The organism is Pseudarthrobacter sp. GA104, assembly GCF_009741265.1.
Lineage (GTDB): Bacteria > Actinomycetota > Actinomycetes > Actinomycetales > Micrococcaceae > Arthrobacter.
This window is the reverse complement of sequence record NZ_WOWL01000001.1, coordinates 553,167-573,447: the sequence shown is the minus strand read 5'-3', so window position 1 is coordinate 573,447 and position 20,281 is coordinate 553,167. Positions and strand designations below refer to the sequence as shown.

17 protein-coding genes are annotated in these 20,281 nt (G+C 68.6%); 12 read left to right on the top strand and 5 right to left on the bottom strand.

Going from position 1 to position 20,281, the window contains the following annotated elements; genetic code table 11:
- Position 1: 1 nt before the first annotated feature.
- Entirely contained in the window at positions 2-670 is a 669-nt protein-coding gene (locus GK109_RS02545) for a 4'-phosphopantetheinyl transferase superfamily protein (RefSeq protein WP_157238563.1), read from the top strand.
- On the opposite strand, the gene GK109_RS02540 is transcribed toward GK109_RS02545, so the two are convergent.
- From GK109_RS02540 to GK109_RS02530, 3 genes are all read right to left on the bottom strand, one after another.
- Complete coding sequence (locus tag GK109_RS02540) at positions 667-2,049, bottom strand: M1 family metallopeptidase (RefSeq protein WP_157238562.1); 1,383 nt, start codon at positions 2,047-2,049, stop codon at positions 667-669. The genes GK109_RS02545 and GK109_RS02540 overlap by 4 nt on opposite strands.
- A gap of 34 nt (positions 2,050-2,083) precedes the next feature.
- A complete protein-coding gene (locus GK109_RS02535; protein ID WP_370460764.1) occupies positions 2,084-6,004 on the bottom strand; it encodes a Pls/PosA family non-ribosomal peptide synthetase in 3,921 nt (1,306 codons plus the stop codon).
- Between the two features lie 196 nt (positions 6,005-6,200).
- Complete coding sequence (locus tag GK109_RS02530) at positions 6,201-7,166, bottom strand: quinone oxidoreductase (RefSeq protein ID WP_157238560.1); 966 nt, start codon at positions 7,164-7,166, stop codon at positions 6,201-6,203.
- A gap of 150 nt (positions 7,167-7,316) precedes the next feature.
- Here GK109_RS02530 and argC point away from each other — a divergent pair, with 150 nt between their 5' ends.
- The 10 genes from argC to GK109_RS02480 all read left to right on the top strand — a co-directional run bounded on the left by argC (position 7,317) and on the right by GK109_RS02480 (position 17,440).
- On the top strand, positions 7,317-8,360 hold the full coding sequence (gene argC / locus GK109_RS02525) for an N-acetyl-gamma-glutamyl-phosphate reductase (RefSeq protein ID WP_157238559.1): 1,044 nt from the start codon (positions 7,317-7,319) through the stop codon (positions 8,358-8,360).
- Complete coding sequence (gene argJ, locus GK109_RS02520; RefSeq protein WP_157238558.1) at positions 8,357-9,523, top strand: bifunctional glutamate N-acetyltransferase/amino-acid acetyltransferase ArgJ; 1,167 nt, start codon at positions 8,357-8,359, stop codon at positions 9,521-9,523. The genes argC and argJ overlap by 4 nt, the downstream gene beginning before the upstream one ends.
- Positions 9,524-9,562: 39 nt before the next feature.
- Positions 9,563-10,522 carry an acetylglutamate kinase gene (gene argB, locus GK109_RS02515; protein WP_104999686.1) on the top strand — a complete coding sequence of 320 codons (960 nt, stop codon included), beginning with the start codon at positions 9,563-9,565 and terminating at the stop codon, positions 10,520-10,522.
- Positions 10,519-11,772, top strand: a complete 1,254-nt coding sequence (locus GK109_RS02510) for an acetylornithine transaminase (protein WP_157238557.1) — start codon at positions 10,519-10,521, stop codon at positions 11,770-11,772. The genes argB and GK109_RS02510 overlap by 4 nt, the downstream gene beginning before the upstream one ends.
- Positions 11,769-12,779 carry an ornithine carbamoyltransferase gene (gene argF / locus GK109_RS02505; protein ID WP_370460346.1) on the top strand — a complete coding sequence of 337 codons (1,011 nt, stop codon included), beginning with the start codon at positions 11,769-11,771 and terminating at the stop codon, positions 12,777-12,779. Before GK109_RS02510 ends, argF begins: the two co-directional genes overlap by 4 nt.
- Positions 12,779-13,309, top strand: a complete 531-nt coding sequence (locus GK109_RS02500) for an arginine repressor (RefSeq protein ID WP_323057579.1) — start codon at positions 12,779-12,781, stop codon at positions 13,307-13,309. Before argF ends, GK109_RS02500 begins: the two co-directional genes overlap by 1 nt.
- A 47-nt stretch (positions 13,310-13,356) precedes the next feature.
- Complete coding sequence (locus GK109_RS02495; RefSeq protein ID WP_009359388.1) at positions 13,357-14,562, top strand: argininosuccinate synthase; 1,206 nt, start codon at positions 13,357-13,359, stop codon at positions 14,560-14,562.
- Positions 14,563-15,978 (top strand): argininosuccinate lyase, encoded by a 1,416-nt coding sequence (gene argH / locus GK109_RS02490; protein WP_157238555.1) that lies wholly within the window; start codon positions 14,563-14,565, stop codon positions 15,976-15,978.
- 141 nt (positions 15,979-16,119) lie between these two features.
- Positions 16,120-16,668, top strand: coding sequence for a pyridoxal 5'-phosphate synthase (locus GK109_RS02485; RefSeq protein WP_157238554.1), 549 nt, complete (start codon positions 16,120-16,122; stop codon positions 16,666-16,668).
- A 10-nt stretch (positions 16,669-16,678) separates the two neighbouring features.
- The gene (locus GK109_RS02480) at positions 16,679-17,440 is read left to right on the top strand and encodes a maleylpyruvate isomerase family mycothiol-dependent enzyme (RefSeq protein WP_157238553.1); all 762 of its coding nucleotides are present in this window, start codon (positions 16,679-16,681) and stop codon (positions 17,438-17,440) included.
- A gap of 1 nt (position 17,441) precedes the next feature.
- Here the strand turns inward: GK109_RS02480 and GK109_RS02475 are convergent, their stop codons facing one another.
- A complete protein-coding gene (locus tag GK109_RS02475) occupies positions 17,442-17,936 on the bottom strand; it encodes a methylated-DNA--[protein]-cysteine S-methyltransferase (RefSeq protein ID WP_157238552.1) in 495 nt (164 codons plus the stop codon).
- Positions 17,933-19,471, bottom strand: a complete 1,539-nt coding sequence (locus GK109_RS02470) for an AlkA N-terminal domain-containing protein (protein ID WP_157238551.1) — start codon at positions 19,469-19,471, stop codon at positions 17,933-17,935. The genes GK109_RS02475 and GK109_RS02470 overlap by 4 nt, the downstream gene beginning before the upstream one ends.
- Positions 19,472-19,587: 116 nt before the next feature.
- Between GK109_RS02470 and GK109_RS02465 the strand changes: the two genes are divergently transcribed.
- Complete coding sequence (locus GK109_RS02465; RefSeq protein WP_157238550.1) at positions 19,588-20,262, top strand: DNA-3-methyladenine glycosylase; 675 nt, start codon at positions 19,588-19,590, stop codon at positions 20,260-20,262.
- Positions 20,263-20,281 lie beyond the last annotated feature (19 nt).

Sequence of the window (20,281 nt, the reverse complement as noted above, 5' to 3'; positions counted from 1 at the left end):
CATGGACGCCAGGCTGGCCCTGCGGGCAGTGGATATCACAACTGATGTCCGCTGCCCGCTGGCGCATCAGGACGGCCCGAAAGGGTTCGTCCCTGAACCTGCAGAGGAACTGCGGGCCGCGGCCCTGGAGCCGGCTGCTGCGCAGCGTTTCCTGGCCGGCAGGGCAGCACTGCGCCGTTTTGCGGGCGACGTGCTCGATCTGCCGGCATCGCAGCTGCGGTCCTCCTACTCCTGTCCCCAATGCGGCTCCGGACCCGGACTCTCCCACGGCCGGCCGGGCTTCATGCACCGGGGCCGGCGCTTGCCCCTGTTGCTGAGCATGGCCAGGACCGGCAACTGGGTGCTGCTCGCGGCGGTTACGTCGCCGGGCAGGGGAGAACGGCTGGGGGTGGACGCCGAAAATCCGGAACGGCTCGGCTTCGAGGGGTTCGACGCCGTGGCGTTGTCCCGCTCGGAGGAGCTCACCCTCGCGGGGCTGGAAGGAAAGGCGCTCCTGCGCGAACGTGCCCGGCTCTGGAGCCGGAAGGAGGCCTGGCTCAAAATGACCGGCGAGGGGCTTCGGGTGGATCCCCGCACGGTAGCCGCGCTGGAGGAACCTGGAGTACAGGACCTGCCGTCTGCTGCTACGGGGCTGCCGGCGTCGCTGGTCGCCGCCGTCGCCTTGGGCTAACCCCGCCGGCTTCGCGCGGCAGGCAACGGCGGGAGCGCCAGCTCGAAGAGCCAGGGGTGGAGCACTGCTTCGGCGTCGATGCCCGCTACGCCGTTCGCCATCAGGATGAAGTCGGCCGTTGAGACTGAGCCGTGGCGGTGGGTCCTGGTCCATTCCTGCAACAGGGTGAAGAACGCAAGGTCCCCGCAATGCATGCGCAGTGCGTGCAGCGCCAAGGCCCCGCGCTTATAGACACGGTCGTCAAACATCAGGGCCGGTCCGGGGTCGCCGATGAGCAGGTCCTGCCCGGAGGCGGAAAGCCTGCGCCAGGCCGCGGCCGCCCTGTCCTGGGCGGTCATCACTCCGGCCGCCTCGGACCAGATCCATTCGGCGTAGCAGGCAAACCCCTCGTGCAGCCAAATGTCGTGCCACCCGCGGACTGTCAGGGAGTTTCCGAACCACTGGTGCGAGAGTTCATGGGCGATCAGGCGCTGGGCATCCCAGTCCAGGCTGAGGTGGTTGCGGCCCAGAATGGCCATGGTCTGGGCTTCCAGCGGAATTTCCAGGACATCGTCGGCCACCACAACCGTGTACTCGGAAAATGGGTAAGGCCCAAAGCACCTGACGAAGGTGCGCATCATGTCGGGCTGGAGGCGCAGCCCCTGGCGGGCAGCCCCTGCCAGTGCGGGCGGGACGGCCGCGGTCTGGAGCACGCCTCCCGGAGCGTCACCCGGGTCAAGGACCAGGGATTCATACCGCCCGATCTGGGCCGTGGCCAGGTAGGTGGCCATGGGCTCCTCCTGCTCGTAGGTCCAGGTCTCCCGGCTGGCCCTGGTGCTGTGCCCTACCAGCCGGCCGTTGCAGACGGCACGGTAATTGGCGTCGGTAGTTACCGTGATCCGGTAGCTTGCCTTGCTCCGCGGATGGTCGTTGCACGGAAACCAGGACGGTGCGCCGTTGGGCTGGCCAGCCACCAGCACGCCGTCGGTCAGTTCCTCCCAGCCCACCTCGCCCCACAGCCCGCGGCGCGGCGCAGGATTGCCCTCATAACGGACGTCTAGGGTGAACGTTTCGCCGACGGCGAGGCCGGCGTCGAGCTGGACCACCAGTTGTTCAGCGCGCTGCGAGAACCTCCGCACGCGCCGCCCGTTCAGCTGCACCTTAACGGCGCGAAGGCCTGCCAGGTCCAGGACGACGGCGGACGCCTGCCGGGCCGCCGTGGCGTGAATGACGGCACGGCCGCTGAGCCGGTTGGCGGCCATCCGGTAGTCGAGGTCCACTTCGTAGCGGGACACGCGGTACGAGTCGCTACCGTGGCCCGGCATGTAGGGGTCGGACAGCACTCCCGGGATGGCTGTCCCGGCGGCAGGTCCGGAGGTTGCTGGTTCAGGAAGACTCATGGACGCGGGCCTCAATCACAAACGTGGCGGGTACTTACTTCGGGCGGGGTGCAGGAACGCCGGGGCCGGCCCATGGACTGACGGGGTTGCCCATCCAGTAGGTTCCGGCCGGAACCGTTTCCCCGCGCATGACCAGGGAAGCCGGTCCCACCGTTCCGCCGTGGCCGATGCGCGCCTGCGGGAGGATGACACCGTGCGGTCCCATCGTTGCGCCGTCTTCGAGCGTAACAGGGCCGATGCTCATGATGCGGTCGTGGAACAGGTGCGTTTGCACCACGCAGCCGCGGTTGACCGTGGAGTTCGCTCCCAGGGTGACAAGGTCGGCTTCCGGCAGCCAGTAGCTCTCGCACCATGTTCCGGGGCCGATCCTGGCGCCCAGTCCCCGCAACCACCACACAAGGGCCGGCGTGCCGGTGGCGGCCCGGGCGAACCACGGCGCGCTGACCATTTCTATGAACGTATCCACCACTTCGTTCCGCCAGATGAACGAGCTCCACAGCGGGTGTTCCCCGGCCCTGATACGGCCGATGAGCAGCCATTTGGCAACCACGGCACTGGCCGCGGCCACGGCACCGGCCAGCAGCATCACTATGCCTCCCAGCAGGGCCGCCGCCGCGTAGTTGAAGGATGCGGCGAGCCAGTCCAGGGCCAGCAGCACGCCCGCGGCAAGGCCCACAGTGAGCGCCACGGGAACGAACCGGCAGGCCTCCCACAACGCACGTGCCAGCTTCAGCCTGGGAGGCGGCCGGTAGGTGAGCGAACTGTCCGAGGCGATGGCCGTGCGCCGCAGCCGGACAGGAGGGCTGCCCAGCCAGGAGGTTCCGGACTTGGCCTTGGACGGCGTCGCGGACAGCACGGCCACCAGCGAGTTCTTGGGAACATTACGGCCGGCTCCCGTCATGCCCGAGTTGCCCAGGAAGGAGCGCTTGCCGATCTTGGCCGGGGCGATCCGCAACCAGCCGCCGCCAAGCTCGTAGGAGGCCACCATCGTGTCATCCGCCAGGAACGCGCCCTCTCCCACGGTGGTCATCTTGGGAACCAGCAGCACGGTGGAGGCCTCGACGTTCTTGCCGACTTTTGCTCCCAGCAGGCGAAGCCAGACGGGCGTGAAGAGGCTGGCGTAGACGGGAAACAGGAGGTCCCGGGCCAGGTCCAGCACACGCTCGGTAGCCCAGATCTGCCAGCCGATCCGGCTCCGCACGCGGTAGTAGCCTTCACGCAGGCCCAGCCCGAGCAGTCGGGTGGTTCCCAGGACCAGCAGCAGGTTGGCGCTGAACCAGGCCAGGGCGGCAAGGGGCAGGGAGGCCAGCAGGGGAAGCCAGGCCTCGGACAGGGAGCTGTGGCCCCTGATGAACAGGAAGGCCACCAGGCAGGCAGCGCCTGCGGAAAGGTAGGGGATCATGGCCAGCAGTGCGCTGGCGGCCGCGAAGGCGGTAAACCAGAGCCGGGCAAGCATGGCGCCGGTGTCCGGCTGGGCCGGCCAGTTCTGTTTCGCCTTGCCCCGGCGTTCTGCCGGCGAGCCGGCCACAACCTGGCCCGCCTTGACCTTGCCCAGGACCGCCGAACCGGGCTCCACCTGGCCGCCGGCGCCGATGCTGGCGCCGGGCATCAGGGTGCTCCGGGCCCCCACGGTGGCGCCTGCGCCGATCCGGATGGCTCCGATGTGCACGCTGTCACCGTCGATCCACCATCCCGAAAGGTCGACTTCGGGCTCCACGTTGGCTCCGGTGCCCAGCGACAGGAGCCCGGTCACCGGCGGCAGCGAGTGCAGGTTAACGTTGCTGCCGATCTTCGCGCCGAGGGCGCGGGCGTAGTACGGCACCCAGGGTGCGCTCGCCAGGCTGACCGCTCCCGCAAGGTCCTGGATCTGCTCAGCCAGCCAGAGCCGGAGATGGACTTTCCCCGATCTGGGATAGGTGCCCGGCTTGACGTTCCGGAGCAGGATCCGGGCTGCTGCGACGGAGAGGAGCATGCGACCGGCAGGGCTGACGAACACCAGCCAGGACGCACCCACCCACCACCAGGACACCGTGGCTGCGGCGGTGAAGCCGGCCAGTCCTGCCAGCAGGTTATTGGCCGCCATCAGGTAGGTCAGCCACCGCATGCCCACGAGGATGTGCAGCGGGACGCCCATCAACGTCTGGAAAACCTGCGACTTCCGGGCCGTGGGCCGGACAGTTCGGACCTCGGCAGGGCCGGCGGGAGTGCCGTCCGGCAGTGACTGCCGGGCCACATCGATCAGGGCCCCGACGCGCGGCGTCGCGTAGATGTCTGCCACTGTGATGGTGGGGTAGCGGACGCGCAGCGCAGAGACGAGCTGCGCGGCGGCAAGGGACCCGCCCCCGGCCGCAAAGAAATCCGCGTCGAGGCTGGTTGCGTTACTGCCAAGGACCGCGCCCCACTGCTCGACGATCCACTGGGCGTCATCGGGAAGGTTCAGCGGGGCCTGGCCTGCTTCGTCGGCTCCGCTGCCGGTGAGCGGCCAGGGCAGGGCATGGCGGTCCACCTTGCCGCTGGTCTTGGTAGGCAGGGAGTCGACGACGGCCAGCAGCGGAATCAGCGCAGCCGGAAGGCTGTCAGCGAGGAGCTTGCGGGCGGCGGCCAGGTCGGGCCCAGGAGGTCCCGCCGGCGCAAGGTACCCCACCAGGATCTGGTTCCCCGCCGCCGTCGTCCGGACGGCGGCAGCAGCGCCCGCGATGCCCGGCAGGGCCTGCAGGGCTGCGTCGACTTCGCCGAGTTCGATCCTGCGGCCACCCAGCTTGACCTGTTCATCGGCACGGCCCATGAAGATGAGGCCCTCGGCTTCGTAGCGGACGAGGTCGCCCGAGCGGTAGGCGCGGTCCCAGCCGAGCGTGGGAAACGACGCGTACTTCTCGGCATCCTTGGTCGCGTCAAGGTAGCGGGCAAGCCCTACGCCGCCGATGATGAGTTCGCCAACGCCTCCCTCGGGGACGGGAATCCCGCCCTCGTCCACCACAGCCAGGTCCCAGCCATCCAGCGGACGGCCAATCCGCACCGGACCCGGCCCGCCCAGCGGTGCAGCGCAGGCCACCACGGTGGCCTCGGTGGGGCCATACGTGTTCCACACTTCCCTGCCGTCAACGGCCAGCCGCTCCGCCAGTTCCGGCGGGCATGCCTCCCCGCCGAAGATCAGCAACCGGACGTTCTCGAGCGCTTCGGCGGGCCAGAGGGCTGCCAGGGTGGGGACCGTGGACACAACGGTGATCCCGTGGCTGATGAGCCAGGGGCCCAGGTCCATCCCTGTTCGCACCAGGGCGCGGGGGGCAGGGACCAGGCAGGCACCGTGCCGCCAGGCAAGCCACATTTCCTCGCAGGACGCGTCGAACGCCACCGACAGCCCCGCCAGCACCCGGTCTGCCGTTCCGATCGGCTCCGCCGTGAGGAAGAGCCGGGCTTCGGCGTCAACGAAGGCGGCAGCAGAACGGTGCCGTACGGCAACGCCCTTCGGCGTTCCGGTTGAGCCGGACGTGAAGATCACCCAGGCGTCGTCGTCCACATCCGCGGTCCGGGCCGCGGGGTGGGGCGTGGGCCTGCTGCCGTTGAGGGTGATGCCCTTTTCCGTGACCACGGCGGCTACCCCGGCTTCAGCGAAGACGAGCCTGGCGCGCTCTTCGGGATCGTCCGCGTCGACGGGGACGTAGGCGGCGCCGATGAGCAGGATGGCAAGGATGGAAACGTACAGCCTGTTGGTGCCGGAGGGGATCCGCACGCCGATCCTGTCGCCTGCGCCCAGTCCGGCGTGGTGCATCGCCCGCCCGGCGGAGCGTACTTCCGCCAGCAGCTGGGCGTAGCTCAGGGACCTGCGGCCGTCGTCGAGGGCTGAGGCATCGGGAAACCGTTCCGCGGTCTCCAGCAGGATGTCCACCAGCGTCCGTGCCGGGGGAGCGGCAGCGGCGCCGGCCAGCTGCGGCTGGTGGCGGGCCTGCTCCCGGATCTTGTCAGGGGCCCGTTCCGGGGCTGGGTCCGCGGCATAGCCGTCGGCTGCCCGGCTGCCGCTCTGTTGCTCGGTCACCTGTGCAGTGTGCCGGGGCAAGATGAACGGGAAGTGTCCTGGTCTGCCTGCCGTCCACCCGGTGTTCGACATGTGTTCATGGTGCTTCCTTAATGTGCGCCCCCCGACAAGTGACGACCTACGGAACCAGGACCACCTTGCCGGTGGTGCGGCGCCCTTCAAGGTCGCGGTGCGCCTGGGCGGCCTCGGCCAGGGGATAGGTTCCGCCCACCCTCACTTTCAGGCTGCCGTCGGCGGCGGCGGCGAAGATTTCGTCCGAGCGCCAGCGCCGTTCCGCCGCGTCCAGGAGGTGGTGCGCGATCGTGGGCCGGGTCAGGAAGAGCGAGCCGCCGGCGTTGAGCCGTTGCGGATCCACCGGGGGAACGGGACCCGAGGCGGCGCCGAAAAGCACCAGTGTCCCCCTGATGCGCAGGGCGGCCAGCGAGCCGTCGAAGGTGTCCTTTCCCACGCCGTCGTACACGACGTCGGCGCCCCTGCCGCCGGTGAGGTCCCTGACGGCGTCGGTAAATCTGCTGTAGCGCAGCACATGGTCCGCGCCGGCGTCGAGGGCGAGCCGCTCCTTTTCATCCGTGGACACCGTGGTGACCACGGTGGCGCCCTTGGCTTTGAGCAGCTGGATCATCAGCAGGCCAACACCGCCCGCGCCAGCGTGGAGCAGTACAGTGTGCCCCGGCTCCACCTTGAAGGTGGAGTTGATCAGGAAGTGGGCGGTCATTCCCTGCAGCGGGAGGGCGGCGGCGGTGAGGTCGTCGAGTCCCTCGGGCACTGGCAGGGCCTTGTCTGCATCCACCACGGCATAGCCGGCGTAGCAGCTGGTGCCCTCGGCGGTGGCCACGCGGTCTCCTTCGGCGAATCCCGTCACTCCTTCGCCCAGTCCGGCAACCGTGCCCGCTGCTTCGGAACCCGGCGTGAAGGGGTACGGGACCTTGTACGCGCCGCTGCGCTTGTAGGTGTCGATGAAATTCACTCCCACCGCACCCACTTTGAGCAGCAACTGGCCAGGGCCGGGGACCGGCCGGTCCACCTCCGCGTATTCGAGGACTTCCGGGCCGCCTGCCTGCCGTGCGACGATTGCATGCGTCATGGCTCTCCTTCCCCGGGCCTGGCCTTTCCAGCCCCGGCTGCACGATCCATCCTAGGGAAACCGAAGGGAAACCCGGTGCCGAGGCAAACATCCAGGGTCTGATGCATAAATATCGGGACCAGTGCATATTCTTGCTGTAAGGTGGAGTCCATGACTATTTCTGTTGCAGTGTCAGGCGCCAGCGGTTATGCCGGTGGAGAAGTCCTGCGCCTCCTCGCCGGACACCCGGATGTCACCATTGGGGCCATCACGGCCCACAGCAATGCCGGCTCCCGGCTCGGCGAGCTGCAGCCCCACCTGCACGGACTGGCCAGCCGAATCCTCGAGGACACCACCGTGGAGAACCTCGCCGGCCATGACGTTGTATTCCTCGCCCTGCCGCACGGTGCCTCCGCGGAGATCGCGGCGCAGCTCCCGGAAGGGACAATCGTCATCGACGCCGGGGCGGACCACCGCCTCGAGGACCCCGCGGCCTGGGAGAAGTTTTATGGCTCTGCCCACGCGGGCACCTGGCCGTACGGCCTGCCGGAACTTCCCGGCCAGCGCGAGGCCCTGAAGGGCGCAACCCGCATCGCCGTGCCCGGCTGCTACCCGACGTCGGCCCTGCTGGCCTTGACGCCAGGGTTCGCCGCGCATCTCCTGGAGCCCGACGACGTCGTGATCGTTTCCGCGTCCGGTACCTCCGGTGCGGGGAAGGCAGCGAAAGTGAACCTGATCGGTGCCGAAGTGATGGGCTCCATGAGTCCCTACGGCGTGGGCGGCGGCCACCGGCACACCCCCGAGATTGAACAGGGCCTGTCCAATGCGGCGGGGGAGCAGGTCACCGTCTCCTTCACGCCCACCCTGGCTCCGATGAGCCGCGGGATCCTCACCACGGCGACGGCGAGGGTAAAGCCGCAGGCACTAAGCAGTACCACGCCGGAACAGTTGCGCCAGGCCTGGACCGACGCGTACGACGACGAACCCTTTGTGCACGTCCTGCCGGAGGGCCAGTGGCCCGGCACCAAGTCAGTGCAGGGGTCCAACCACGCGGCCATGCAGCTGGCTTTCGACGCCCGCACCGGGCGGGTGATCGTTACCTGCGTTATCGACAACCTCACCAAAGGAACGGCCGGCGGCGCCGTCCAGTCCATGAACATCGCGCTTGGCCTGCCGGAAACCGCCGGCCTCGACCTGCAGGGAGTAGCTCCATGACCATTACCGCACCTTCCGGATTCCGGGCTGCCGGCATCACCGCAGGACTTAAGGCTTCCGGCAAGCCGGACCTTGCCCTTGTGGTGAACGACGGCCCCGCCAAGGCCGCCGCCGCGGTCTTCACCAGCAACCGGGTGGCTGCGGCCCCGGTCCACTGGTCCCGCCAGGTGGTTTCCGACGGCCGGGTGGACGCAGTCATCCTCAACTCCGGCGGCGCCAACGCCTGCACCGGGCCCACCGGCTTCCAGAACACCCACAGCACAGCCGAAAAGGTGGCTGAGGTGCTGGGTATCTCGGCCACGGATGTGTTTGTATGCTCCACCGGCCTGATCGGCGAGCAGCTGCCCATGGACAAGATCCTTCCCGGCGTGGAGGCAGCAGCTGCGGCCTTGAACGACGATGGCGGGCCCGAGGCGGGCGTGGCCATCATGACCACCGACTCGGTGCCGAAATCTGCACTGTTCATCGGAAGCGACGCCGACGGCCAGGAATTCAGCATTGGCGGTATTGCCAAGGGTGCCGGCATGCTCGCTCCCGGCCTGGCCACCATGCTGGTGGTGCTCACCACGGACGCGGCGGTGGATGCGGACATGCTCGACGTCGTCCTTCGCGATGCCACACGCGTCACCTTCGACCGGGCAGACTCGGACGGCTGCATGTCCACCAACGACACCGTGGTCCTGCTGGCCTCCGGCGCCTCCGGTGCTGTCCCTTCCGCCGAAGCGTTCAGCGAAGGACTGATCAAGGTCTGCGCCGAACTGGCCCGGAAGCTCATCGCGGACGCCGAAGGCGCCAGCCACGACATCGCCATCCGGACCTTCAACGCCGCCAGCGAGGCCGACGCCGTAACCGTGAGCCGGTCCGTGGCCCGCTCCAACCTCTTCAAGGCCGCCATCTTCGGCAAGGACCCCAACTGGGGCCGGGTACTCTCTGCGGTCGGCACCACGGACGCCGCATTCGAGCCTGACCAGCTCAACGTGGCCATGAACGGCGTCCAGATCTGCCGGAACGGCAGCATCGGTGACGACCGGAGCCTCGTGAACCTGGAACCACGCGAAGTGCGGGTGGACATTGACCTGCAGGCCGGCGACGCCGAGGCCACCATCTGGACCAACGACCTCACCCACGACTACGTGCACGAGAACAGCGCCTACTCCAGCTAGGGCCTGTCCCCGGCAGAAACCGTTGCGGAAAGTGACAGCATGAACACCCAGACGCGTGAAACCACCAGCATGTCCGACGCCCAGGACAAGGCAGCAACCCTGATCGAGGCCCTGCCCTGGATCCAGCGCTTCGCCGGCACCACCATGGTGATCAAGTACGGCGGCAACGCCATGGTCAACGACGATCTCCGCCGCGCCTTCGCCGAGGACATCGTCTTTCTCCACCACGTGGGCATCCACCCCGTGGTGGTCCACGGCGGCGGTCCGCAGATCAACTCGATGCTGGGCAGGCTCGGCATCGAGTCTGAGTTCAAGGGCGGCCTCCGGGTCACGACGCCCGAGGCCATGGACGTTGTCCGCATGGTCCTCACCGGCCAGGTGGGGCGTGAGCTGGTGGGACTGATCAACTCGCACGGCCCCTACGCGGTGGGCATGTCCGGAGAAGACGGAGGGCTGCTGCGCGCCGTCCGGACGGGCACTGTGGTGGACGGCGAAGAAGTGGACCTCGGGCTGGTAGGCGAGGTGGTCGGCGTCGACCCCGCAGGCATCGAGGACATCCTCGGCGCCGGCCGCATTCCGGTGATCTCCACAGTCGCCCCGGAGATCGTGGACGGCGGAGAAGGCGTGGCCGGCACCGCCCGCTTCCAGCCCACCGGCCAGGTCCTCAACGTCAACGCGGACACCGCCGCGGCGGCCGTCGCCTCGGCGCTGGGCGCCTCCAAGCTGGTGATCCTGACCGACGTCGAAGGGCTGTACGCCAACTGGCCGGACAAGTCCTCCCTCATTTCCTCCCTCACGGCCTCGGAGCTGCGGGACATGCTTCCGCGGCTCGAATCAGGCATGATCCCGAAGATGGCTGCATGCCTGAAGGCCATTGACGAGGGTGTGGAACGCGCGCACATCGTGGACGGGCGCCTGCCCCATTCCATGCTTCTTGAAACATTCACGACGGCGGGCATTGGCACCCAGGTAGTCCCGGACGAGGAGATCAACGCATGAACTCGGTGGAAAAGCCATCCGTGACAGAACTCGTGGAGACCACGGGCCACGCCGGAGCCGAGTGGCTGGAACGCTACTCCACCTCCCTGATGGGCGTGTTCGGCACCCCGCAGCGTGTGCTGGTGCGCGGCGCCGGCTGCCTGGTCTGGGATGCCGACGGCAAGGAATACCTCGACCTCCTTGGCGGGATTGCGGTCAACGCCCTGGGCCACGCGAACCCGTTCGTCACGTCCGTGATCTCCAGCCAGCTGGCCACGCTCGGGCATGTCTCCAACTTCTTCACCAGCCCCACGCAGATCGCCCTGGCCGAAAAACTCCTGGCCCTCACCCAGGCGCCGGCCGGCTCCAAGGTGTTCTTCACCAACTCCGGCACGGAGGCGAACGAGGCGGCCTTCAAGCTGGCGCGCCGCAATACGGGTGGCAGCGGCGCCAAACGGACCAAGATCATCGCCCTCGAAGGCGCCTTCCACGGCCGGACCATGGGGGCGCTTGCCCTGACCGCCAAGGAGGCCTACCGCGAGCCGTTCGAGCCGCTGCCCGGCGGCGTGGTGCACATCCCGTTCGGGAACGCCGAGGCGCTCAAGGCTGCCGTGGATGAAACGGTGGCCGCCGTCTTCCTGGAGCCCATCCAGGGCGAGGCGGGCGTCCGGCCCCTGCCGCCCGGGTACCTTCGGGCCGCGCGGGAGCTGACTGCCAGGGTAGGGACGCTGCTGATCCTGGACGAGGTGCAGACCGGCATTGGCCGCACCGGCAAGTGGCTTGCCAGCGAGGACGCCGGCATCATGCCCGACGCCGTCACCCTGGCCAAGGGACTGGGCGGGGGCTTCCCGATCGGTGCGCTGGTCACCTTCGGCAGCCATACGTCGTCGTTGCTGTCCGCCGGCCAGCACGGCACCACGTTCGGCGGCAACCCGGTGGCCACGGCAGCTGCCCTCGCCACGCTCCACGCGATCGAAAGCCAGGATATTCTGGCGAACGTGGCTTCGGTAGGGGAGCACCTGCGTTCGGGGCTGGCGGCCATCCCGGGCGTCACCGAAGTCCGGGGCGAAGGCCTGCTGATCGGCTTCGACCTCGACGCGGACGTGGCCCCGGCCGTGGTGCAGGCCGGCCTGGACGCCGGCTTCATCGTCAACAGCCCGGGTCCGCGGACCATCCGCCTTGCGCCGCCGCTGGTCCTCACGGCAGCGCAGGCAGACACTTTCCTGGCCGCCTTCCCGGCCATCCTCCAAGCAGCTAAGGACGCCCAGTGACACCAGCCACCGGCACCACCCGGCACTTCCTCAAGGACACGGACCTCAGCCCTGCCGAGCAGGCAGAGGTCCTGGACCTCGCCATGCGCATGAAGGCCGCCCCGTACAGCGTCCAGCCGTTCGCTGCCGAGGGCAGCGGCCGCAAGACCGTCGCCGTGATCTTCGACAAAACCTCCACCCGGACCCGGGTGTCGTTCGCCACCGGCATCGCGGACATGGGCGGCAACGCGCTGATCATCAACCCGGGCGAGGCGCAGATCGGCCACAAGGAATCCGTGGAGGACACCGCCAAGGTCCTGGAACGCATGGTGTCCACCATTGTGTGGCGGACCGGCGCCCACGCCGGCCTGGTGGCCATGGCCGAAAACTCCAGGGTGCCGGTCATCAACGCCCTGTGCGATGACTACCACCCGTGCCAGCTGCTCGCGGACCTGCTGGCCGTGAAGGAGCACAAGGGCGAACTCAAGGGGCTCACCATGAGCTACCTCGGGGATGCCGCCAACAACATGTCGAACTCCTACCTGCTGGCCGGGGTGACGGCCGGGATGCATGTCCGGATTGCCGGGCCCGAGGGCTACCTCCCCGCGGCGGACATCGTGGCAGCCGCGGAGGAACGCGCCGCGGAGACCGGCGGTTCGGTGCTGGTCACGACTGACGCGGCGGAGGCCTTGAAAGGGGCCGACGTCGTGGCAACGGACACGTGGGTGTCCATGGGCCAGGAAGCCGAAAAGGAAGCCCGGCTCCAGCTGTTCCGGGAGTACTCCGTCGATGAGGCGGCCATGGCACATGCGGCGGAAGACGCCGTCGTGCTTCACTGCCTCCCCGCGTACCGCGGTTACGAAATCTCTGCCGGCGTCATCGACGGGCCGCAGTCCATCGTCTGGGACGAGGCCGAAAACAGGCTGCACGCCCAGAAGGCCCTGATGGCGTGGCTGATGCACCGCTCCGGCCTGGCGTTCGTGGACGGCCTCGCTCCGGTTGAAGGCACCGGGGAGAGCACGTTCTAGTGTCTGCCCAACCGGCGTCGCCGGGCTCCAGCCCGGCCACTAAGACGGCCCGCCAGGCCCGGATCGCGGCCATCCTGACGGGTGAATCGGTGCGCTCCCAGGCGGAGCTGGCAGCCCTGCTGGCGGACGACGGCGTGCAGGTCACCCAGGCGACGCTGTCGCGGGACCTGGTGGAACTCGGCGCGGTCCGGGTGCGCGGCAAGGAGGGCGTGCTGGTGTACGCGGTCCCCGGCGAGGGCGGCGAGCGGGCCGCCCGGAGCGGCGTGAGCCAGGAGATCCTCGACGCCCGGCTGGCCCGGCTGTGCAGCGAACTGCTGGTCACCGCGGAGGCCTCAGCCAACATCGCCGTGCTCCGGACTCCGCCGGGCGCCGCCAACTTCCTGGCCCTGGCCATCGACCACTCGGTGATGCCGTCCATCCTGGGGACCATCGCCGGGGATGACACCGTGCTGCTGGTTTCCCGGGATCCGCAGGGCGGCCAGGACCTCGCCGCCAGGTTCCTGCAACTGGCTGAAGAAGCCGGGCAATAAGCTTGAAGACAACATCTACAACCCCCCCAATCCCAAGGAGCATCCAAGTGACTGAACGCATCGTGCTGGCCTACTCAGGCGGCCTGGACACCTCAGTAGCCATCGGCTGGATCGGCGAAGCCACCGGCGCCGAGGTCATCGCCGTGGCGGTCGACGTCGGACAGGGCGGCGAGTCCCTGGAGACCATCCGCCAGCGTGCCCTCGGCTGCGGCGCCGTCGAAGCCTACGTGGCCGACGCCTCCGACGAGTTCGCCAACGAGTACTGCGTCCCCACGCTGAAGGCCAACGCCCTCTACCAGGGCCACTACCCCCTGGTTTCCGCCATCTCCCGCCCGGTGATCGTCAAGCACCTGGTCAAGGCGGCCCGTGAATTCGGCGCCACCACCGTTGCCCACGGCTGCACCGGCAAGGGCAACGACCAGGTCCGCTTTGAAGTGGGCATCCAGACCCTCGGCCCGGACCTGAAGTGCATCGCCCCGGTCCGCGACCTCGCCCTCACCCGCGACAAGGCCATCGCATTCGCCGAGGAAAAGGGCCTGCCCATCGAGACCACCAAGAAGAACCCGTACTCGATCGACCAGAACGTCTGGGGCCGCGCCGTCGAAACCGGCTACCTCGAGGACATCTGGAACGCCCCCACCAAGGACATCTACGACTACACCGCCACCCCGGAATTCCCGCCGGCACCGGATGAAGTCACCATCTCCTTCGAAGCCGGCGTGCCGGTGGCGATTGACGGCGTCAAGGTCACCCCGCTGCAGGCCATCAAGGAACTCAACCGCCGCGCCGGCGCCCAGGGCGTGGGCCGGATCGACGTCGTCGAGGACCGCCTGGTGGGCATCAAGTCCCGTGAAATCTACGAGGCCCCGGGCGCCATGGCGCTGATCACCGCGCACAAGCACCTCGAGGACATCACCATCGAGCGCGAGCAGGCCCGCTTCAAGGCCACCGTTGGCCAGCGCTGGGCCGAACTTGTCTACGACGGCCAGTGGTTCTCCCCGCTGAAGCGCTCCCTGGACGCCTTCATCGAGGACACCCAGAAGTACGTCTCCGGCGACATCCGGATGACCCTGCACGGCGGCCAGGCCATCGTCAACGGCCGCCGCTCCGACACCTCGCTTTACGACTTCAACCTCGCCACCTACGACACCGGCGACACCTTCGACCAGTCCATGGCACGCGGCTTCATCGAGCTGTGGGGCATGTCCGCCAAGGTTGCCTCCGGCCGCGACATCCGGGTCGCGGGAAAGTAAATGGTCTCGGCAACAAATGAAGGCGCTCTGTGGGGCGGCCGGTTCGCCGGCGGCCCCGCGGACGCCCTGGCAGCACTGAGCAAGTCCACGCATTTCGACTGGCGGCTGGCCCGCTACGACATCGCCGGGTCCAAGGCGCACGCCCGCGTCCTGCACAAGGCCGGGCTGCTGGATGCTGCCGAACTGGACGGCATGCTGGCTGCCCTGTCGCAGCTGGATGAGGACATTGCGTCCGGCGCCTACCTGCCCGCGGAGTCCGACGAGGACGTGCACGGCTCGCTGGAGCGCGGACTCATTGAGCGTGCCGGGACCCAGCTGGGCGGCAAGCTCCGCGCCGGCCGCTCGCGCAATGACCAGGTGGCCACGCTGGGCCGCATGTTCCTGCGTGACCACGCCAGGATCATCGCACGGGGCGTGCTGGCCACAGTGGACGCGCTGGTGGAACAGGCCAAGGCCCACCATGGTGTGGCCATGCCGGGCCGCACCCACCTGCAGCACGCCCAGCCGGTGCTGCTCAGCCACCACCTGCTGGCCCATGCCTGGGCGCTGCTGCGCGATGTGCAGCGGCTCCAGGACTGGGACAAGCGCGCCGGCGTTTCGCCCTACGGGTCGGGTGCCCTGGCGGGTTCCTCGCTAGGCCTGGACCCGGAGGCCGTGGCGGCGGACCTGGGCTTCTTCTCCGCCACGCACAACTCGATCGACGGCACCGCGTCCCGCGACGTCTTCGCCGAGTTTGCCTGGGTGTGCTCGATGATCGGTGTGGACCTGTCCAGGATTTCGGAGGAGGTCATTTTCTGGGCCACCAAGGAGTTCTCCTTTGTGACCCTGCACGATTCCTACTCCACCGGTTCCTCGATCATGCCCCAGAAGAAAAATCCGGATGTGGCGGAGCTGGCCCGCGGCAAGGCAGGCCGGCTGATCGGCAACCTCACCGGGCTGCTGGCCACGCTCAAGGGCCTGCCGCTGGCGTACAACCGTGACCTGCAGGAGGACAAGGAACCGGTGTTCGACGCCGCCGACACCCTGGAGTTGCTGCTCCCGGCCGTCTCCGGCATGATCGCGACGCTGAAGTTCAACACCGAACGGATGGAGTCCTTGGCACCCCAGGGCTTCGCGCTGGCCACGGACATCGCCGAATGGCTGGTCCGCCAGGGCGTGCCGTTCCGCGAGGCGCATGAACTCTCGGGCGCGGCCGTCAAGCAGGCGGAATCCCGCGGCGTGGAGCTGTGGGACCTGACGGACGAAGAGTACGCGGCCATCTCGGAGCACCTGACGCCGGAGGTCCGCACGGTCCTGTCCACGGAAGGTTCCCTGAACAGCCGCAACTCGCAGGGCGGAACGGCGCCGGCCGCCGTCGAACGCCAGCTCGCTGCGCTGGAAGCCGAACTTGCCGGCGTCCGGGAGTACGCCGGCTAGAACGCTCTCTCACTTAACGCGCCGTTTCTGCCAAGGCTCACTCACTTTCCCTAAGAAAGTGAGAGAGCCTTGGCGATTTTCAAGCATCAAGTGAGAGAGCGTCGGGGGTTCACGCGGAGGACTCACCGCTACCATGGCGCAATGAGCGAAACCTTCCGGAAGTTCCTTCGCACCCTGCCCGACTTTCCATCCGACTTGCCCGGCTTCGACCCTGACAAGTCGCCGCAGGACCCGGTCCTGCTCTTTAAGCAGTGGTTGGACGAGGCCCTGGCGGCAGGGGAACCCCAGCCCCATGCCTGCAGCCTGGCCACCGTTGGCCGCGGTTCCGGCGGTGGGCAGCAACCGTCGTCGAGGATGCTGATCCTGAAGAACATCGACGACGACGGCTGGCACTTCGCCACGTCCCGCACCTCGCGCAAGGGCAGGGAACTGGGCGCCAACCCCTACGCCGCCCTGAACTTCTACTGGCCATCGCTGGGCCGGCAGGTCCGTGTGCTGGGTCCGGTGACGGAATTATCCGCGGAAGCTTCGTCCAGGGATTGGGCTGAACGGCCGCGTGCTGACGGCAGCGAAAACCCTGACTGGCAGCTCTATGCCATCCGCCCGGAGGAGATCGAGTTCTGGCAGGCCAGCCACGACGGCGCCCATATCCGCCACCGCCTGGGCGCGGACGGCGCACGGCTGGACTAGGCTGGGCGGCATGACCGCTCCCGAACCCGACCTCCTGCTCACCGGGCTTCACGCAGCTGCCGACGATGTCACCTCCGACGCCGCCAAGCTCACCGACGACGACGTGAAGGCTCCCTCCGCCCTGCCCGGCTGGACGCGGGGACACGTCCTTGCGCATCTCACGGGGATCTCCAACGCCATGGCCCGGCAGCTCGAGTACGCCGCCCGGGGGGAAACCATCGAGCTCTACGACGGCGGCATGGACGGCCGGAACAGGGCGATCGGCATGGCGGCCGGCCACGACGCCGCCACCCACAGGGCGGACCTGGCCGAGGCCCTGGAGCGGGTCCTGCGCGCGTTCGATGCGCTGCCGGGCATCAAGGACTCGTCGGCCAACCGCACCGGCTGGTGGGCGCCCATCTCCTATCGGGGTGGAGTGGTCCTGGACGGAGGCCTGGCCCTGTGGCGCGAGCTCGTCATCCATGACTCCGACCTCCTGACCGGCAGGAGACCGGAAACCTGGAGCCGGCCGTTTTGCGAGCACCTGTTCGATTTCCTCGCAGCCCGCGTCCCGCCAGGGGAGAAACTGGTGCTGCAGCCGCTTGGCCTGCCGCCCGTGACTGTCGGCAGCGGCAACCGGTCCACCGTGGTCAGCGGCATGGTCACTGATATCGCCGCGTGGCTGGCCGGCCGCGAACCCACGTTGGGGAGCCTGCGCGCTTCTGCAGCGGCCGACGGCGTGGACCTGCCGACGCTGCTGCCATGGCCGGCGGGAACGCCCGCGCCCAAGTGATTCAGGCGGCTTCGCGCGCCAGCAGGCTCTGTTTGATGGGCAGTCCCCACCGGAAGCCGCCCAGTGAACCGTCCGTGCGGATCACGCGGTGGCAGGGCACAAACAGGGCAGCCGCATTGAAGGCACAGGCGCTGGCGGCCGCCCGGACAGCTTTGGGGTTGCCGGCCAGCCCGGCGTACTCGGTGTACGTTACCGGGGAACCAGGCTGCACCAGCCGGAGCACATCCCACGCGTGGGCACGGAACGGCCCGGACTTCTGCCGCACGGGCACCCGCATGGCCGGCGCCGGATCGCCCGCATAAAACGCCTCCACGGCAGCCGAGATTTCCCCTAGGCTGGTGACCAGCTCAATCGAGGCCGGCCGCAGGGAAGGGTGGACCTGGCCGGTCAGGTCGCCGGGATTGCCGGTCCAGCCGCTGGAAAGGACCACGCCGTCCCGGGCAAGGATGGTGAACGGTCCGTCCGGGGTGGACATCTGGAGCAACTGGGCCTTCATCGGTTCGCCTTCTCTGTTGTGCCGGTGCCTGTTGTGCTGGTGCCTGTTGTGCCGGTGCCTGCTGCGGCAGGGCGCGCCGCCGCCCGCCACAGGTGCATGGTGGCATAGGAGCGCCACGGGCTGACGTCATGGAAGCCAGCGCTTGGGGCCGCAGCACCGTGGAAATCGGGTTCCGCATCCGCCACACCGCTCAGCGCCTTGATTCCGTTCCGCACCGCCGCATCGTTGGCAAGGAATATGTCCGGGGCGCCGAGCACCCGCATGGCGAGGTAGCCCACCGTCCATGGTCCAACCCCCGCCAGCGGCAGCAGCTTCGCGCCAAGGCTGGCCAGGTCGTCGCCGTAGCCGAAATCGAGCCTACCTTCCGCCAACGCGGAAGCGGCTGCCCGGAGTGCCTCGGTTCGCTTCCGGGGCCCGCGCAGGAGGGCGTGGCCGTCCGCGGCGATTTCCGCTGCGGTGGGGAACATGCGGTCAAGCCCGTCGCCGGGGCTTTGGCTGGGGCGTCCGACGGCGGCCAGCTGAGTGAGTGCGGTCCGCGCCGCAGCTACGGTGACCTGCTGCCCGATCATCGCGCGGACCAGCATTTCCGCGGGATCCATCGCTCCGGGCATCCTGATCCCCGGGGCGCCTGCCACCGCGGCCGCCAGCCGGCCGTCCCCGGCCAGCGCGCTGTCGATGGCAACCGGATCCGCGTCCAGGTCGAACAGCCTCCGGACGCGGCTCAGCAGGGCCGGCAGGTCGCGGAGGTCCACCGCGCCGATGGTGAGGGTCAGCGGCCGCCCGGGAGCGCCGTCGTCGTAATCCACCCGGAACCTCGCGTCCCCGTGCGGAAGCCGCAGCGTGCGGGCGTAGGACGCCGCGGTGCCGGTTTCGATTCCGGGGAGGGCGCGAACGGCAAGGAACGTAAAAATCCCGGGGTCGAAGGGTTCCCGGTAGGGGAGGCGGAGGGTGATGGCGGTGGAGTCGGCGGGGGCCTTCGGATGCCGCGCCGCGCGCAGGGCAGTGGGGGTCATGTCGAAGACCTCCAGCATGGTGTCGTTGAACTGGCGGACGCTGCTGAAGCCGGCCGCGAAGGCGATGTCCGCTAGCTTCATGGAAGTGGACACCAGCAGGGTGCGGGCGGTTTGCGCCCGCCCGGCCCGGGCCAGCGACAGCGGCCCCGCCCCCAGTTCCTGGCTGAGGATGCGGTTGAGCTGGCGGGACGAATAGCCCAGGCGGGCTGCCAGGCCCTCCACGCCGTCCCTGTTGATCACGCCGTCGTTGATGAGCCGCATGGCGCGCCCGGCAACATCCTGGCGAACGTTCCAGGCCGGTGTCCCTGGAACAGCCTCCGGAAGGCAGCGCTTGCAGGCCCGGTAGCCGGCGTCGTGGGCCGCTGCGGAGGTCTCGTAGAACGTAACGTTGGCCGGCTTCGGTGTCCGGGCCGGGCATGACGGGCGGCAGTAAATGCCCGTGGTCCGGACGGCAGTGTAGAACTGCCCGTCGAACCGGGTGTCCCTGGCATCGATTGCCCGGTAGCGCTGCCAGAAGTCCATTCCTCCATCCTGCCAGCCGCACTGGGTCCGGGCTAGCGGAAATCGGACAGGGCCGTTTCCCCTGCCCGTACCAAAAATGATCCGTATGGGCCGCCGGCTTTGGATAGAGTCTGGCCATGAGCAGAAATCCGCTGGCCGGCACATCGCTGCGGGATTTCCTTTCCGGAGATGCCCGCCAGTTGGCGCCCCTGCTGCTGGGGGCGGTGCTGACGCACGAGTCCCGGGAAGGCGTGGTGTCCGTCCGGCTCACCGAAGTGGAGGCCTACCTCGGGCCCGAGGATTCGCTCCACCCGGACCCCGGCTCGCACACCTACCGGGGCCCCACGCCTCGCAACGCACCCATGTTTGGTCCGGCGGGGCACCTGTATGTCTACTTCACCTACGGGATGCATCACTGCACCAACCTTGTGTGCGGACCGGAAGGAACGGCTTCCGCCCTCCTGCTGCGGGCCGGGGAGATCGTGGACGGCGTGGACCTTGCCCGGCGCCGGCGCCCCACGTCCAAGGATCCTGCCGACCTGGCAAGGGGTCCCGCGCGGCTGGCCAAAGCCATGGGGATGACGACGGCGGACAGCGGCCGCGATGCACTGGCGCCGCCTTTCGGGCTGGTGCTTCCGCCCCGCCCCGGCCAGCCGGTGAGTTCAGGCCCTCGCGTGGGAGTGTCCGGTGCAGGTGGAACGGACCAGTACTCCTGGCGCTTCTGGATCACCGGCGACCCCACCGTCTCCCAGTACAAGGCCGCCAAGCCCAGGAGGGCAAAACCGGATCCGGCCGGGTTTCACGGGCGTTAACGGAAATGGTTGTAGAATG

Excerpts from the sequence above, each read along its gene's own strand:
- GK109_RS02545 (WP_157238563.1), top strand. The coding sequence starts at position 2 with ATGGACGCCAGGCTGGCCCTGCGGGCAGTGGATATCACAACTGATGTC.
- GK109_RS02540 (WP_157238562.1), bottom strand. The coding sequence starts at position 2,049 with ATGAGTCTTCCTGAACCAGCAACCTCCGGACCTGCCGCCGGGACAGCC.
- GK109_RS02530 (WP_157238560.1), bottom strand. The coding sequence starts at position 7,166 with ATGACGCATGCAATCGTCGCACGGCAGGCAGGCGGCCCGGAAGTCCTC.
- argC (WP_157238559.1), top strand. The coding sequence starts at position 7,317 with ATGACTATTTCTGTTGCAGTGTCAGGCGCCAGCGGTTATGCCGGTGGA.
- argJ (WP_157238558.1), top strand. The coding sequence starts at position 8,357 with ATGACCATTACCGCACCTTCCGGATTCCGGGCTGCCGGCATCACCGCA.
- argB (WP_104999686.1), top strand. The coding sequence starts at position 9,563 with ATGAACACCCAGACGCGTGAAACCACCAGCATGTCCGACGCCCAGGAC.
- GK109_RS02510 (WP_157238557.1), top strand. The coding sequence starts at position 10,519 with ATGAACTCGGTGGAAAAGCCATCCGTGACAGAACTCGTGGAGACCACG.
- argH (WP_157238555.1), top strand. The coding sequence starts at position 14,563 with ATGGTCTCGGCAACAAATGAAGGCGCTCTGTGGGGCGGCCGGTTCGCC.
- GK109_RS02485 (WP_157238554.1), top strand. The coding sequence starts at position 16,120 with ATGAGCGAAACCTTCCGGAAGTTCCTTCGCACCCTGCCCGACTTTCCA.
- GK109_RS02480 (WP_157238553.1), top strand. The coding sequence starts at position 16,679 with ATGACCGCTCCCGAACCCGACCTCCTGCTCACCGGGCTTCACGCAGCT.
- GK109_RS02475 (WP_157238552.1), bottom strand. The coding sequence starts at position 17,936 with ATGAAGGCCCAGTTGCTCCAGATGTCCACCCCGGACGGACCGTTCACC.
- GK109_RS02470 (WP_157238551.1), bottom strand. The coding sequence starts at position 19,471 with ATGGACTTCTGGCAGCGCTACCGGGCAATCGATGCCAGGGACACCCGG.
- GK109_RS02465 (WP_157238550.1), top strand. The coding sequence starts at position 19,588 with ATGAGCAGAAATCCGCTGGCCGGCACATCGCTGCGGGATTTCCTTTCC.